This is a genomic window from Flavobacterium enshiense DK69 (genome assembly GCF_000498495.1).
Classification (GTDB): Bacteria; Bacteroidota; Bacteroidia; order Flavobacteriales; family Flavobacteriaceae; genus Flavobacterium; species Flavobacterium enshiense.
In genome coordinates this window covers 15559-31910 of sequence record NZ_AVCS01000007.1, presented here as the reverse complement: position 1 = coordinate 31910, position 16352 = coordinate 15559, and the positions used below count along the sequence as shown (strand labels likewise).

Annotated in this window: 16 protein-coding genes; 1 reads left to right on the top strand and 15 read right to left on the bottom strand. The window is 38.7% G+C overall.

Going from position 1 to position 16352, the window contains the following annotated elements:
- Nucleotides 1-10: 10 nt before the first annotated feature.
- The 8 genes from FEDK69T_RS04970 to FEDK69T_RS04935 form a co-directional block, all read right to left on the bottom strand.
- Nucleotides 11-1837 carry a BatD family protein gene (locus tag FEDK69T_RS04970; protein WP_035630369.1) on the bottom strand — a complete coding sequence of 609 codons (1827 nt, stop codon included), beginning with the start codon at nt 1835-1837 and terminating at the stop codon, nt 11-13.
- 47 nt (nt 1838-1884) lie between these two features.
- On the bottom strand, nt 1885-2640 hold the full coding sequence (locus FEDK69T_RS04965; RefSeq protein ID WP_023573059.1) for a tetratricopeptide repeat protein: 756 nt from the start codon (nt 2638-2640) through the stop codon (nt 1885-1887).
- A gap of 7 nt (nt 2641-2647) precedes the next feature.
- Entirely contained in the window at nt 2648-3691 is a 1044-nt protein-coding gene (locus FEDK69T_RS04960) for a VWA domain-containing protein (protein WP_023573058.1), read from the bottom strand.
- A gap of 6 nt (nt 3692-3697) precedes the next feature.
- Nucleotides 3698-4699: a vWA domain-containing protein gene (locus tag FEDK69T_RS04955; RefSeq protein WP_023573057.1), complete on the bottom strand. Its 1002-nt coding sequence runs from the start codon at nt 4697-4699 to the stop codon at nt 3698-3700.
- Nucleotides 4699-6321: a hypothetical protein gene (locus tag FEDK69T_RS04950; protein ID WP_035630312.1), complete on the bottom strand. Its 1623-nt coding sequence runs from the start codon at nt 6319-6321 to the stop codon at nt 4699-4701. The genes FEDK69T_RS04955 and FEDK69T_RS04950 overlap by 1 nt, the downstream gene beginning before the upstream one ends.
- A 39-nt stretch (nt 6322-6360) precedes the next feature.
- Entirely contained in the window at nt 6361-7224 is an 864-nt protein-coding gene (locus FEDK69T_RS04945; RefSeq protein WP_023573056.1) for a DUF58 domain-containing protein, read from the bottom strand.
- Nucleotides 7225-7309: 85 nt separating this feature from the next.
- Complete coding sequence (locus FEDK69T_RS04940; RefSeq protein ID WP_023573055.1) at nt 7310-8314, bottom strand: AAA family ATPase; 1005 nt, start codon at nt 8312-8314, stop codon at nt 7310-7312.
- Between the two features lie 153 nt (nt 8315-8467).
- Entirely contained in the window at nt 8468-9262 is a 795-nt protein-coding gene (locus FEDK69T_RS04935; RefSeq protein ID WP_023573054.1) for a DUF4382 domain-containing protein, read from the bottom strand.
- A 132-nt stretch (nt 9263-9394) separates the two neighbouring features.
- On the opposite strand from FEDK69T_RS04935, the gene FEDK69T_RS04930 reads away from it, so the two are divergent.
- Nucleotides 9395-10552: an ATP-binding protein gene (locus FEDK69T_RS04930; protein ID WP_035630314.1), complete on the top strand. Its 1158-nt coding sequence runs from the start codon at nt 9395-9397 to the stop codon at nt 10550-10552.
- Nucleotides 10553-10617: 65 nt separating this feature from the next.
- On the opposite strand, the gene FEDK69T_RS04925 is transcribed toward FEDK69T_RS04930, so the two are convergent.
- The 7 genes from FEDK69T_RS04925 to FEDK69T_RS04895 all read right to left on the bottom strand — a co-directional run bounded on the left by FEDK69T_RS04925 (nt 10618) and on the right by FEDK69T_RS04895 (nt 16330).
- The gene (locus FEDK69T_RS04925; protein WP_023573052.1) at nt 10618-11763 is read right to left on the bottom strand and encodes a hypothetical protein; all 1146 of its coding nucleotides are present in this window, start codon (nt 11761-11763) and stop codon (nt 10618-10620) included.
- Nucleotides 11764-11780: 17 nt separating this feature from the next.
- Nucleotides 11781-12224 carry a hypothetical protein gene (locus FEDK69T_RS04920; protein WP_035630316.1) on the bottom strand — a complete coding sequence of 148 codons (444 nt, stop codon included), beginning with the start codon at nt 12222-12224 and terminating at the stop codon, nt 11781-11783.
- A gap of 7 nt (nt 12225-12231) precedes the next feature.
- On the bottom strand, nt 12232-12840 hold the full coding sequence (locus FEDK69T_RS04915) for a hypothetical protein (RefSeq protein ID WP_023573049.1): 609 nt from the start codon (nt 12838-12840) through the stop codon (nt 12232-12234).
- A 54-nt stretch (nt 12841-12894) separates the two neighbouring features.
- Nucleotides 12895-14067 carry a carboxypeptidase-like regulatory domain-containing protein gene (locus tag FEDK69T_RS04910; RefSeq protein WP_023573048.1) on the bottom strand — a complete coding sequence of 391 codons (1173 nt, stop codon included), beginning with the start codon at nt 14065-14067 and terminating at the stop codon, nt 12895-12897.
- A 151-nt stretch (nt 14068-14218) separates the two neighbouring features.
- Nucleotides 14219-14941 (bottom strand): hypothetical protein, encoded by a 723-nt coding sequence (locus FEDK69T_RS04905; RefSeq protein ID WP_035630322.1) that lies wholly within the window; start codon nt 14939-14941, stop codon nt 14219-14221.
- 126 nt (nt 14942-15067) lie between these two features.
- Nucleotides 15068-15526, bottom strand: coding sequence for a hypothetical protein (locus FEDK69T_RS04900; protein WP_023573046.1), 459 nt, complete (start codon nt 15524-15526; stop codon nt 15068-15070).
- 141 nt (nt 15527-15667) lie between these two features.
- The gene (locus tag FEDK69T_RS04895) at nt 15668-16330 is read right to left on the bottom strand and encodes a response regulator (RefSeq protein ID WP_023573045.1); all 663 of its coding nucleotides are present in this window, start codon (nt 16328-16330) and stop codon (nt 15668-15670) included.
- Between the last annotated feature and the right edge of the window lie 22 nt (nt 16331-16352).

Genomic DNA, 16352 nt, shown 5'->3' with positions numbered 1-16352 from the left:
GCTTTCAAAATTAAATCTGCTTACTCAAATCGGAAATAACACTTACCGCCTTATCATAATCCTGTTGCATTGCCACACTGGTTGACGGTGCATAACGGGCAAATTCGCAGTTATCCATCAACTTCATGAAATCACTTACCGTATCTGTTTGTGCATTTTTAGAAACCAGCAATTCCTGAATGTTATCCTTGCTCATTTCGGATGTTTCAATAGACAATTTAGCTTTCAGGAAGTTATGCATTGCACGCTCCATAGCATCGTAGAACGGCTCCTTATTACCCAATTGTTTGCTGGCTTCGGAAAGGAACTTTTTAGCCATCTTGTTTGACTGACGGATTTTGTTTCCGGCCACATCGCTATCAATGGCTTCTTTTTTCTTTTTCGCCAATACAATCACCGGAATGATCAGGAAAGGACCAAATAAGAGAGTATAGAACAAACTGGAACCAAGAAAATCATCACTGTAGATTGGAGACAATTCTGTTTTGGCTTTCACAAAAGCAAACTGATCGCTTTTGACAACCTCTTGTTTACCTGCCGAAGCCACCTGATCACCTGAAGTCGGCATTTGCCCATCCAACACATTTATTTTTATCTCTTCAGAAGTTATTGTTTTATACGATTTCGAATCCAAATCAAAGTATGAAAACACTAATGGTTTAACTGCATAAACACCTTTGTATTGAGGCACTATCGTATAAGTGTCGGAAATTGTCCCATGCATGCCCGACAAAGGCGTGGTTACATTTTCCTTATGTTCCGGATCATACATTTCCAACGCGCTTGGAACTACAGGCTTAGGCAACGTAAACAACTTCATGTTCCCTTTACCGGAAGCACTTACGGTTAACTCCAGCGATTCGCCTGATTTTAAAGTCGTTTTTGAAGTTTTCACTTTAAAGTCGAAAGAACCGACCGCACCATCAAATCCCTCTGGTTTCCCAGCTTCCGGTAAGGCTTTCACGTTAATCATTTTGGCACCTGCTGACACTTTTTTGGTTCCGTTGGTAATCTCCATTCGACCAAAAACATCACGACGACCGGTTGGTGCTTGCATAGTAATATCCAATGTCAATGGCTCAATCCTTAATTTCCCAGTTTTTTGCGGATACAAAACGGTTTTTCTCAGGACCACATAACGATAATCTTCCCCGTTGTATTTGCCCATCTGAACGGACAGGTTTTTAAGATCAATGGCCTGACTCCAGAAATTGTTATATTTCGGACTGGCCGTTTCACGAAAATCACTAACGCTAACATACGGACTCACATACAGCTTATAAACAGCCGTTATCGGTTCGTTCAGATACGGATTCGAATTGGATATTTCTGCCACTAAATGAATACCGTCGCCATCTTTCAGTGACGATGGCAATTGTTGTTGCTGCTGCTGTTGCTGTTGTCTTCTTCGTTGACTCCCAAAGATGACTGCAAACGGATCTTCTTCCTCTTCCGGTTCGGGCTCCGCTACTGCATTTCCTACCGTAATCTTTACCGGATTGGTTTTATAAATTTTTCCCGCGATTTCTATCGAAGCAGGCTTGATGACAAATGTTCCTTTTTTGATAGGCATCAAAAAGAAAGAGTAGGATTTGCTGAACGATTTTCTACCGTTCACCCACGAATAGCTAACCGACTGATTGGGTCCGCCAAAAATTTTAAATCCTTCAAACGATGGTGCTTCGAAATTATCACCATCATCATTCATAGTAAAATCGATTCGCAAACGCTCATTAATTCCAATGTTGTTTTTACTCACTGTGGCTTTGAACTCCACTTGAGCAAAAACCGACTGAACGGCTAAAAACAACAACAGAATGAAACCTTTACTTCTCATCAATTTAATTTCTTTTATAAAATCAACACACATTATTCTCAAATCGATTACCAATCTTTTTCATTTTGAGTCGGTCTTCCTTTGACTTCCCTTCCCTTAACTTTATCCTGAATTTTCTTTTCCTCATTGTTCAGCGCATCCAACAGATTTTCCATTCGTTGTTTCGAAGCGCCGCTTGGTTGTGGTTTTTGAGGTTGTTTGTCCTCATCGCCTTTACCTTCTTTTTTGTCCGGATTTTTAGGATCGTCTTTCTTGTCTTGGTTTTTGTCCTGATTCTTATCCTGCTGATCCTTGTTCTGGTCTTTATTGTCTTTCGGCTGCTGATCTTTGTTTTGATCTTTGTCCTTATCCTTGTTTTTATCGTCTTTTTTAGGCGGATTCTCTTTTAATTTTTGCTTCGCCAATGCATAATTATAGCGGGTTTCCTCATCGTTAGGATTGTTACGAAGTGCATTTTTATAAGCTTCCACAGCGCCCTGATAGTTTTTTTCCGTCATCAGCACATTCCCTAAATTGTGATAGGCTTTGTGCTTCTGTTTCTTTCCTTTGGCATTTTCGATGGCTTCCAAATACGAATGCTTGGCCTCGCTTGGTTGTTTCTGACGGTAAATTGCGTTCCCTAAATTATAGGATGATGTTGCTCTTTGTGGGTTTTGGAATTGCGAAATACGGTAATCCGCTTCCGCTTCGGCGAATTGTTTATCGTTGAACTCTTCATTTCCTTTCGGAAGGTTTTTATCCTTCTTTTGGGCAAAAAGTCCCACAGAAAACAATAAAAAGATATATAAAATTAAATGCTTCATCCGACTTTTATTTTTTCTCCTCATTAAATAAATTCAGTTTTCTGACCCATTTTGTTCTTCTTTCCAAAAAGAAAACATCCAAAAACAGCAAGAAAAAGGCGATGCCCAAAAACCATTGGAACTGCGATTCAAAATCGGCAATCTGCTGACTTTCGAAATCGGTTTTCTCTAAATTGTCCAATCCGTTTTTCACGTAATCAAGGACATTTTTGGTATTCCCTCCGAAAACATACCCTCCACTGGCATTTTTGGCGATTGTTTTCAATGTTTCAGGATATAACTTCGTAATAACTGTTTCACCTTCACGGTCTTTTTTGAAGCCTTCGATTACTCCATTATGGCGCAATGGAATCGGACCTCCTTTTTCTGTTCCGATACCAACTGTAATTACTTTTATTTTCTTGTCTTTAATTTCCTCCAATGCTTCCTCAAAACCTTCACCGTGATCTTCTCCATCGGAAAGCATAATGATCAATTTACTAGTTTGCGGATCATCAAAATACGAACCGGCCAGCTTCAACGCTTCTCCCAATGCTGTTCCCTGTGACGAAACCATGTCGGTATTCATACTTTGCAGGTACATTTTCGCTACACTGTAATCAGTGGTTATTGGCAAAACTGGGTAGGCACTTCCGGCATAACCGACAATTCCGATGCGGTCACTGCCCAATTGATTGATAATTTGCGAAACCACCTGTTTACTTTTTTCAAGACGGTTCGGCGCAATATCTTCCGCAAGCATACTTTTGGAAATATCCACCGCAAAAACGATGTCTACACCTTGGCGCTTCACCGTTTCCATTTTGGTCCCGATTTTCGGATTTACCAAAGCAAGAACCAATGCCGCCAAACCCAATAAGACTACGACCAATTTCAGAACCGGCTTAAACGTAGATTTCTCAGGGCTTAACTGTTTCAACAATTCCAAATCACCAAATTCCCGTTGCTTTTTTTTCTGCCAATACAAATTGATCAGGAAAAGCACTAGCAGAATCGGTAAGATGAGTGCTAAATAAAAATATTTCGGTTCGTCAAATTCAAAATTCTCCATGATCACTTATATAAAACCTCTAAACAAGGTCTTTCTTAACACTAATTCCAAACTCAGCAAACCAAGAGCTAAAAATCCGAACAGCCTGTATTTTTCATCGTAATTATAAAAACGCTGTTCCTGAACCTCTGTGGTTTCCAATTTATTGATTTCGTTATAAATGCTTTCCAAACTTTTGTTGCTGGTGGCCCTGAAATACTTTCCGTCGGTCATCAGTGCGATTTCCTTCATCAGTTTTTCATCGATTTCTACTTTCATCATACGGAATAAAAACTGTCCGTTTGGCGCGATCGCATAGGGGAACTCCGCCATTCCGTTGGTTCCGATTCCGATAGTGTAAACCTTTATGCCATATTCTTTTGCGATTTCAGAAGCCATTCTCGGGTCGATAAATCCCGAATTGTTTACCCCGTCGGTTAAAAGGATGATGATTTTACTTTTGGCTTTACTATCCTTTAAACGGTTTACCGCCGTGGCCAATCCGACTCCGATTCCGGTTCCGTCCTGTAATACATTATCATATTTAACACTGTTCAACGCATCTAAAACTACAGCTTTATCGCTGGTTACCGGCGTTTTGGTATAACTTTCGGCCGCATACACCACCAATCCGATACGGTCATTGGGACGTTCTTCCACGAATTCGGAAGCCACTCTTTTCAAAGCTTCCATACGGTTAGGTTTTAAATCCTTGGCCAGCATACTTCCCGAAACGTCAATTGCCATTACAATATCGATTCCGCGTGTTGTTCTCGATTTATTAGTAACATCGGTTGATTGCGGTCGGGCGATTGCCATGATCAAGGCACTTAGAGCCAATAGCCGCAGGATGAACAACATTGGCTTTAGCTTTGGTAACGCCGAATTCGACACTTTGAACCCTTTAACCGAGCTGACTTTTAACGTCGCTGAATGTTCCTTTCGCTTCCAAAAATACCAGCCAATAACTATCGGAAGAACCAAAAACAGCCAGAAGAATTCCGGATTAGCAAACGTGATATTTTTCATTATTGTGCTGCTTTTCTAAGTTCGACTGATTCTAAAATTCTGGACGTGATTTTGCTTCCAAATTCATCGCCCTCTTTGTGAGCCAAAAGTATTTGCTGCAAACCGCCTTCCTGACCGAAGGCAATGTATTCGTAATATACTTTCTCCGATTTACGTTTGATCGGGTCGAGCATGTTCATTGTCCCGTAGGCTTTTCTTCCCGAAAGTCCGTTACCGGTATTGAAGTCCTCCGTTTTTATTATTATATCCTGAGCCCCTCTCAATTCCAGTGTTTTCAGTCCGCCTTCCAATGCTTTATCCAGCATCGGTGCAGTTTCACTGTCTTTCATTGGCTGCTTGAATTTTGAAGTACTCACCGTGATATAGTAATCATCAAAATAACCTCCATATTCAAACATCTGCATTTCCTTCAACAACGCCATTGTCCCTTTTGGCAGTTCTTTATCTGCATCCTTACGAAGCAAAACATTTGGGGTAGCTATAATTACGCCGGGATTTCCGTATTCGCTGGTAATCCAGTCTTGATCATACAATTCCTTAGTTGAACTTCCAAAAAGACTCGTTCCGTTTAAGAATACGAATCCAATTACAAGTAAAGCAATACAACCGGACGCTATTCCAACAATGGTATTGCGTTTTTTAATCTTTTTGCGTTTCAGTTCTTCCTGTTGCCTTTCGTAATCAGAATCAACCTCGTCCTCTTCAATTTCTTTCGGTAAGGCTTTATCAATGGTAAAAATGATTTTTTCGATATTTTTACGATCTTCGGTAATCTCAAAATCCATAGGCTTGGACTTGGCAAACTTTACCAGATCGGCATTTTTAAGGATCTTTTCAAAAGTTTCCATGGTCTCCTGACGAATACCCATTTTCTTCTTCATCGTCGCCTGTTTCATCGACACCAAAAGTTCTTCAGTTGTACTCTCCATAGCAGGAATGTGAACGGTTTCCTCGATATAAGTACGCGTGATGTCTGTCATTTCGGAATAGTACGATTTAACGTCACCGTGTTCCAAAAGTGATTTTTTCTCTAAACTCTGTAATAAACTGGTTGCTTTTTCAATGGGTGAAGCATAAATGATCTCTTCTTCCTTTGGACGGTTTTTATACTTTTTGTAAAGCCAATAACCTAAGAATCCCAGTCCGCCAAGCAACACTATTGCCAATAAATACCACCAGAAATCGGACGATGAGTCCTTAACCTCAACAATCGGCTTGATATCGTACATTTTCTGTTTGAGCGTATCGACTACTACGTTGTTGACTACAATTACAGCCGAATCAGATAAGAATTGTTTGTTTCCGATTAACACCGGAATTCTCGGCACCACATAACGGCCCGAGTCGAATTGCGTTAAGCCGTATTTTTTTATGAATTCATAACTAGCGTCTTTCTTAATCGTATCTATTGGGTACGATTCCAGCACTTCCAGTTTTCCGAAGTTTTTGCTTTCAGGAAAAGCTACTCGGGTTTCTTTTGTTCCTTTTACTTTTAAAGTCAGATTGAACTGAGAACCGATTTTGATTTTGGTTGAATCAACACTGGTCTGCACCGGCTGCTGTGCAAAACCTAAGGTTGCAATCAGTAAAAAAAGGAATATGTATTGTTTTCTGTTTGTCATTTTTTTGTCACTGCTTATGCTTATTCGGCACCGACGCTGTTATCGCGATTTAAAATAGCCCAGTAATTTGGTCACATAACTCTCGTCTACCCTTGTGCTCACCGCTCCGGATCCGCAACGGGAAAACGTTTCGTTAAAATATCTTACGTTATCCAGGTAGTTTTTCTCATACTCCATGCGTACCTTTTTCGAGTTGGTATTTACCAGCATGATTTCACCTGTTTCGGCATCTTCCATGGTTACCATTCCGATGTTTGGCATCGATTCTTCACGATGGTCATACACTCGAACGCCTGTTACATCATGTTTCTTTCCGGCAATTTTAAGCGTATGCTCGTAATCACTTGTCATGAAATCGGAAATTACGAATACGATGGCTTTCTTTTTCTGAATACCCGAAAGGAATTTCAGTGCCTGGGACAAATCGGTTTTTCTGCTTTTAGGCTGAAATTCGATCAGTTCACGAATGATACGAAGTACGTGGGATTTTCCCTTTTTAGGAGGGATGAACAATTCGATCTGATCGGAAAATAAAATCAATCCGATCTTATCATTGTTTTGGGTCGCCGAAAAAGCCATAGTCGCGGCAATTTCGGTGATGATTTCGCTTTTCAGCTGGTTTTTGGTTCCGAAACTCTCCGATCCGCTGCAGTCTACCATCAGCATCATGGTCAGTTCGCGTTCTTCCTCGAACACTTTTATGTACGGTTCGTTATAACGCGCCGTTACATTCCAGTCGATGGCACGAACGTCGTCCCCAAACTGATATTGGCGCACTTCGGAAAAAGTCATTCCCCGCCCTTTAAACGACGTATGATATTCGCCCGAAAAGACATGATCGCTCAGTCTTCGGGTTTTGATTTCAATTTTCCGTACTTTTTTCAGTAATTCTTTGGTATCCATATTTTTCAGGATGCAGAATGCAGAATGAAGATTTCAGGCCTAAGTTCAAAACTGGCTACTGAAATCTGCTTACTGCAGTCTGAAATTAAGGCACTTCAACCTCGTTAACGATTTTGTTGATGATGTCTACTGAAGTAACGTTTTCAGCCTCAGCCTCATACGTAATTCCGATACGGTGACGTAACACATCGTGTACTACGGCGCGAACATCCTCCGGAATTACATACCCACGTCGTCTGATAAACGCATAACATTTTGCCGCCAATGCCAGGTTGATACTTCCACGAGGCGAAGCTCCGAAACTGATTAATGGTTTCAGATCGGCTAATTTATATTTTTCAGGGTAACGCGTTGCGAAAATTATATCTAAGATGTATTTCTCTATTTTTTCGTCCATGTACACCTCACGAACAGCTTGCTGCGCACGTAAGATCTGCTCTAAGGAAACCACTTGGCTCACTTTTTCAAATCCGCCGTTCAGGTTTTGACGGATAACAGAGCGCTCGTCTTCCATTTTAGGGTAATCGATAACGACTTTCAGCATGAAACGGTCTACCTGAGCTTCCGGTAACGGATAAGTTCCTTCTTGCTCTACCGGGTTTTGAGTAGCCATTACCAAAAACGGCCTGTCTAATTTGAAGGTTTCGTCTCCGATGGTCACCTGTTTTTCCTGCATGGCTTCCAACAGCGCCGACTGTACTTTGGCCGGAGCGCGGTTAATCTCATCGGCAAGAACGAAGTTGGCGAAAATAGGACCTTTCTTAATGGAAAAGTCATTCACTTTCATATTATAAATCATGGTTCCCACCACATCGGCAGGAAGTAAATCCGGAGTAAACTGGATTCTGCTGAAGGTACCGTGAACTGCTTGAGAAAGAGTATTGATGGCTAGAGTTTTCGCCAATCCGGGAACACCTTCCAAAAGAATATGCCCCTGAGCCAATAGACCGATAAGTAAACGTTCGATCATGGTTTTCTGACCAACGATTACCTTGTTCATTTCCATTGTCAGAAGGTCAATAAAAGCACTTTCTCTCTCTATTTTTTCATTAATTGCCCTAATGTCCATAGTAGCTGTCGTATCTTCCATTTGTGTGTGTTTTTTGAGCCGTGAAATTAATAAGATATTTTGACAGTGCAAATTGAAAATTAATTTGCTGTTAAGTTGTTAATGATTGGTTAAAAAACAAAAGACAACCATGGTTTTGGCTGTCTTTTAATAAAATTTATATTTATTGTTAACTTATGGCAGTGCAATGGTTCCCATGTTGGTAATTTGCCCGTTTACAACAACAACATTATCAACAACCAAAACGGGATGACCAGAAGCAGGATCCGGTGTTAAAGTTACCGCATAAGTTCCGGAAGGGATTCCGTTTAACTGGAACACACCCAAATCGTCAGTATTTGCAGTAACCAAAACGCCGTTAACCATAACCGAAGCTTCTGTTGGCACATCGATTGGCTCTACCGTTCCCTTGATTGCGCCCGATGCTGCTTCTGTTGTTACTCTGATTACAGGGTGCAGGTTATAATTTCCTGAATTTCCAGCTTCAACCACAACAGAATGTTGCACGTCGAAATCCAATAGGAAATTATAAGTAAAATCCGGTTCCAATGTTTGGTTGATCTGCAGTTTCAATCCGGATTGTTGTGCGCTTGGAGTTCGTAAAGGATAACTTACACCGTCTTTCACAACAGTATTGTTCTGACCTAAGATTAGGCGCATCTGGCCCAAATGTCCCGATGGCACAATACTATCGGCCAAGATTACACTAACGCCTCCGGTCAAATCCAATAGGTTGTAAACACCTGGATTATTACCAATACTCATCCACCCACCCTCAGGGGATTTAATCTCCACATCGACTACCTCAACGTTGACTTCGTCGTAGTCACCAGGAGCATCGGTCATGCGAACCGTAATTTTCGAAGTTCCCGAAACCTGGGAATCATCATTGTCATTGCAGCTTACCAGTAAAGCAGATATGCAGGCCATTGTAAAAAATGCCAGCATGCAGTTTTTTAAGATTTTCATAAGTAACTCTTTTAGGTTATTTTTTTGGGTATTAATTTCACAACGTTTCTTTTACTATTATCTTATAAACGTTAACAAAATTTTAACGAACTTTATATAAACTTTGTATTGCAAACCGAAACATTTCTCAGGATGATCAATAAGCGTCTTCTTATAAAAAATTTGCTCGCCCACAGTGACGAAAGCACTTTTTATGACAAAAAAAGACAGCTTAACCTACACACCAAAGAAGGGAAGGCCAAGTTCTTAAAACACATTTGTGCGCTTTCCAATTCCAATCCACTGAACAATTCCTATATTGTTGTTGGGGTTGAAGACCAGGACAATGAGATTCTAGGGGACGATTTCTTTGACGACAGCCGCATTCAGAACCTGGTGAATGCCTACTTGGACAATGCGCCGAAAATCCAATATGAGAATGTGCCATTTCCGAATCTTCCGAAAGACAAGGTTGTCGGATTGGTAACCATCAAACCCAACAATAAAATTTCTTCTTTTAAAAAAGGCATTCATACCATTGTCGCCAAAAGCATTTTCATGAGACGGGGAAGTTCGACTATGCCTGTGGAGACCGTATCGGAAGTTTCGATGTCGATTAAAACGAAGAATTTGAATGCCGAAACGGTTATCAGCATCGAAAACAATTCACACAACAGCATTGCGCATACGTTGGAGGGCGTGATTGACTTCATCAACAACCGTCATCCGGACATGAGCCCGAAATATAAAGTCTTTAAAGAGCTATTTGTAGTGTGTTGGGCAGGGAACAAGAAAAAACTGCGCGATAAAACGTTTTACTCCCGTGTAGACATCGAACTGATCAACGAACAGGTCAAACTTTTTTATTCGGCTCTGGATGAAGTGACGGTGGAATATTCTGAGAATGCTTTTACGATTACCGAGTATGTCCCATTAGGACTTAACGACAAAACGAGTTATTATCCGCTGGAAAAGGTAACGCTTCACTTTTATGAAAACGGGTACTACAAGATGGAAACCAAAATGTTGTTTGAACCTCCGGAGTACAACCGTAAAATGCTGTTCCATATTTACAATTCCAATCTTGCTCTGGTGAGCAAACTCGAAAAAGGGCTGACATTAACTGCCCGGGAAGAGAAGGATCTGGAAAACCTTCCCGCCATACTGATGATTTGCTACCTCAACGGTTTTCAGGATGCCAAACAAAAACTGATTGATGCCAAACTGCTTCTGAAGACCTATAACAATCCCGCGGCCTACGTTTCCTTTAAGGAAGTGATGCGCATTTTACGGAAAATGAAATACAATTAGGAAATCAGATTTTCGGTGATGATCCTAAACATCCAAAGGATCAGCTCGGCTACAATTTTCAGCATTTAATCAAATTCGTTGAGTCCGTATAATATTTCCTTCATTTTGGTGCCGTTGACTTCCACCGGTTTGTAGGCGACATTGAATTTGTTGATCGCCACATCGACATCGGATTTGAGTTTTTTATATTCCAACGGCAGTTTGGTTTCGCATTGTTTTTCGTTCTCGTAGCTATTGAGGATGATTTTGAATTTTTCGTAAAATTTTCCGCCCTGATCGATGAAATTATTATATTGCGCTATGAACTGCAACAACCTGTCGATAGGAAACTCGATATTGACCTGCATTTTGTACTGCGCATTCCCAGTGGCAATTTTCATCTTTGACAGGTAGTCTTCCATTTTTTGGGTGATGGATTCCCAGTCGTCGTTGGTCCTGCAATTGTCTAGCGATGCAATGTACCCGATGGGCTTGGTGTAATCCTTAAAAAGCAATTCGATTTCCTGTTTGATTTTATCGTTACTGGTTTGAAGGAAAGCTGTTTCAAAATAAATGGTATTGAGGTCGTTTTGCATCCGCAGGGTAAAATCCAGAATGCATTCTACATCGGCCATACTTTTTTCTTTTTCGCTTTTTGTCAGGGTGGACGTTAGCATATTCGTGAACGTCTCCACCACGGAAACAATGGGATTAGTACCCAATACAGAAGTTAAATCAAGGCTTGTTTTCTTATCTTTTTTGGCGTTTACTACTTCTTTTAACTTGCTGTATTCCGGGTACTGATTGGGGTTTGCTATTTTATTGATTTCATTGAGTGTTCGTACAGAAGCGAAATGATGGTCCAGGCTCAATACCTTTTCGTATAAGGTTTTAATAATCTGAAGCCCTTTTAAATAGCGTATTTTGGATATTTCATTATTGGTTTCATTCTTCAGAAGAAGAAGTTGTTCCCTGATTTCGTCTTTCTTAATTAAAAGATCCATTTTTCGTTCCAGATTCGTTTCTGACACCATCTTTTTGGTAACGATTGTCAACTGTTCGCTATACTTCCAATATCGGTTTTGATGCTGATCCCTTACATATTGTAATTCGATTGCCATCTCGGTAATTAACTCGTTAGGCTCTTTTAAATTTTCAAACAGATTGTGAGACTCTAGTTGCTGCGTTAACAAACACAGCAGAAGAACGAATTGGTAATGTATTTTTTTCATGGAAACAACTTTTGCTTTTAACCTTCCGATAAGGTAAGCGTAACTTTCACAGAGTCTTTACTTATTTGTACGGGATACTTTCCTTTTCTGAGTATCGGATACCTTGGATCCATCTCCAAATAAAGCAATGCGTTCATGTCAAATTTAAAATCCTCATCCTGGATAAACTCCAGGGTTTCATTTGGTGTTATTTTGGCATACTCTTTCCCGAAAAACAGTTTTTGTTCCTCTGCGGTAAGCTTACTGATTTCTATTTGGATCAGTAGCGAATTGAAAGACTGCTTTGTAACATTAAAATTTTTCATGCTCGTTTTGTTGGTTTCAGACGACATGGCAGAACAGATCCCGAGTCCGCCGACACAACTTCTGCCTCGAATGTCGAGTTCGATTACTTTTGCCTCAGTTTGGGCAAAAGAAAGTACAGGCAACAATACAGTTACCCACAAATAGTTCTTTTTCATTGGATTGTTAATTAAGGCCTAAATCCTCTTTTTGTTCTTTGGTCATATTCCAGTTTTCCTGAAAATCAGAATTTAAAAGATAATAATTCACGCTGACACCTTTTTGTTTGGCTTCCTCCAAAAGCTTTACCCAGTCAAATGCTTTTTCTTTGTTTAAAGTACCTACATATCGTGCCCATGTGATAAAAACAGTTACATCTGCTGGTTCTTCATTTAGCGCTTTATTATTGGAGCTAGCCAAAAGCTTCTTTAACTCAAAAAGGGTTTTGGTCGAATCTTTTTTGGCTTCCTTAAAGGCACTTAGTTCCTCTATGAATCCTTCTACTTTTGCGTTACAATCTGACGGATTTTTTCGATAGTCAACAAAATTCCCATCTTTATCAAAGAACATAGCATTTGGAATACTTAAATACCTCTTCTTTGCTGCATATACATAAGAATTTAAATTTTTATAGTAAACCACCCTTGATGTATCGATATTGTTTTTTATCAAATATCTTTTAGTGGTAGTATAGGTTTCCAGTTTTGGGCCTTTCACCCCTTTTATTGTTAACAAAACAGTTTTACAACTGACGAGTGACAGTAAAAAGACAGTCGCACTTAGGGCATTTTTCATTTATCTAAACTTTTCGATAGTACTATCGCATCAAACATTAAAAAAACAAGAAGATCAGTTGAGTTTACTTAGAATCTTTTCTTCTTCTTCATTTAGCAGTATACTGTTTTTGGTTTTCCAGAATTCCTCAGTAAAATGATTTCCGGCACTGAACAGACTTCTCTCCTTATGTCTTTTGCTTCGGTCAAAGTCGAATTCACCTTCCTTGTAATCCGAAACCACCATGTCGCTCATAAACTCGAAAGTGTCATCGAAATCCCCTTTAAAATTGATGTATGCATTTAACTTATTCTGATTATAAACAAGTAAATACTTATCACCATCAATTCTGTAACTGGCCTTTCTATCCTCTTCATATATTTTAAAACGAAGAAAAACAATATCGACATCTAGGGCATAAATCTTATGTTTGGGTGATTTTCTGATATCCATTTCCAAAATCAGCTTGGTCTTAGTATCGAACACCACCGTTCCTGTATACAAATGTATTTCCACATCTTCTTTGGGAAGGATGGTTACTATTTCAATCGAATTGCCTTTATCATCTGCTTTGGTTTCAATCTCAAAGTCATAACTTTTGCTTTTTAAAATACGGTTTATATTCTTAAAATTATAGGCTTCTGCAACCGCATCCCTAACATCGTAAAGATAGAATGACTCACGTTTCTTTTCCTTTTCGTCCGTAGGTGCATCCGTCAGTTTTACGGCCCGACACTGATTCACATATAAGTCAGATGCGCCGCTTTTTCTTTTTATGTTGTAATCCAGCAATCCGTCAGAAAAACTGGTATACTCCTCATTGACTTTCACAAATTCCCTGTAATAAGCATTGAGCACAATTGATTTTTCCAATTTTTCTTTCGAACTTTTAACAGCATCTGACAACAGTTCTTTCACCGGTTTGGAACGGACTACAATTTCGGAAAGCTGAAAGGTTCTTGGCTCCAAAAAGACCTCAAATTCGATTTCGCCGGATTTCAATACATGAGTATAGATCTGATAATTGAGATGACTGAATTTTATAGTATTAAAATCACCCGAAGATACCAGCCTGAATTTTCCCTCTGAATTGGAAATGGTTCCCAGATTGGAATTTTCAACACTCACAGATACGCTCTCGATTGGTAACAATGTCGTGGCGTCTTTTATCACACCGGTTACAATCCGCTCTGTGGCAAAGGACAGCACGGATACAAATAATAGACAAAAAGTTAGTGTTTTTTTCATAAGAACATTTTTAACGTTACTACAGTGTAGCCATTATTTTGTCTCTGTTGTTCATATTGCCGTTTTTTGGTTAATTACAGTTAAGATTAACTCCTTTTCACCTCAGAAAAACCTGTATATAATTATAAATTTATCTAAAAAGGATATTAAACTAATATTGACTTAAAATTTCTCTTTTTTGAGTCGAATCGATTTTTGACCAAATTTGTTCATTCTGATTGTTTACATACATAACATAAGTACTTTTGCCTTTATGCTTATTTTCATATTCTTTTAAAGTTTTAATAAGCTTTCTTGATGGTCTTTTAAAAAATGAATTCCAAAAAACAATGACATAATAATCGGCTTTAGGTAATGTTTCCAAAGTACTTTTCTTTCCATCTATGGTATAGATATGATCTAAAAAGAAATCCAACTTTTTATGATCATTGTTTAAATCTTCAATATTAATTTTGGGAGGAAAAGCATCAAAGCAATTATTAACATTCCAATTCATTGTTATGGGATCATCAACGTAACAATTTACCACTTTGAATATCTGATTGTAATTGGAATCGAAATACCTAACCTGGACCGGTTGGGAATCGTCTTTTACTATTTTTTTTAGTTTCGACTTATATACAGAATCATTTGCATCAGATAAATCCATTGTTTTTAATTCTTGCGAATAGTATTTAATCAATGATTTTCGATAAGAAACAGTATCCAAAACAAAACGATTCTCAATTGGTATTTTTTTCTTATCAAATTCTTTTACAAGTTCTTCACCCATTAACCATTCCGGTGATGTATCAATTCCAAGTATTGACCTTTTTGCCAGATTGCAGCTATTGCATGATACTGCAATTAAAATAAATAGCATTAATTTTTTCATGACTAAAACAAAGAGGCTGCCGGAAAAGTAAATAAATCTATAATTCTAAACTGACTCTATAACATTAATCATATTTTCAATTTATCAGACTATGATCGACTTATCTGGCAGTCTCATCTATTATAATTATATCACCTCAATTTTCAATATTGAATAGCCATAAGATGTCATTTTTTTTCCGTTAACATCAATCTCTTTACGTTCTTTAACGTATTTATACTCACCTTTCTTTATAACGATCTTCTGATTATTATAACTTCTTGTTAGATCTTCATCGATATACATAATATCTTCAGCGTGCTTAATATCTTCAACCACATGAAATACTAAATCATGACTTCCTACGGTTAAATTTGATTGTCTTTCAACTGTAACGACAATGTTCAAGTCGCATAATCCAAAACAGGCAATACACGAACAATCAGTTCCATCCTTTCTTGGATTTTGTTTATGTAATTTTCCTGAAATCACAATCTTCGGATTTACCTTAGAATAGGTAAGAATTTCTCCCACCGCATTGGTTTGAGCATTTCCTGACAAAGCAAACATTACTGTAACAACAAACCCAAATACTAATTTTTTCATGATTTTTTAATTTTCTTAATTTTTAAAGATTAACTAATTTTTACTTTTTTTACTTCAAATTTTTCTGCAGCAATTTGATGTGGTAAAAGTAGTATCGAGAAAAAAGTGAGTATTGTGGTTTTTCCGCAATTAATGTTAAAATCAGATAAAACCCAGCTTTTTGGCTTCCCGGATAATGTCTTCGTCATTGCCTTTACCGATACAGAAATAGTCTTTTATTTTAGCTTTGCGTTTTTCTACGGCGCTTTCCGTAAGGTTAATTTCGCCGGCTATGGTTTTAGTTTTGAAGCCTTGGGAGATCAGCATGATGATCTGTCGGTTGATACTGTCCAAATACTCCTCCCTTGAAAGGAGCTCTTTAATGGCTTTTCGAACCGTCTCACTGTGATAAGTTTCACCATTTACGATTGCATCGAAAGCTAACAACAATTCCTCTCCGCTGAAATCAGATTTAATAAGCAGTCCGGCCGGACCAACTTTTTTGACTATATCATAAATAATGAAGGACTCGGCATGTGAAGTGAGAATAACAATTTTGGTTTCAGGAAGATTCTTTTTTACCAATTCAGCCAAATCTTCTCCGGAATAAATCCCTTGCTCTTCATAAGCGGGCATACTCCTGTCTAGAAAAACCATATCAAAATCATGATAATTAATCTTATTAGTCACTATCGAAAAGGCGTCTTTGAAATTATAGCATTCAGTCGCTTCGATGCAATAGCCGCGATTGTTGTAGTCCAGAATTGTTTTGTAACCCAGAATCTGCAGAGGATGATCGTCTACAAACAATATTTTGACAGTCATTTTGTGTTATATTTCGCACAAA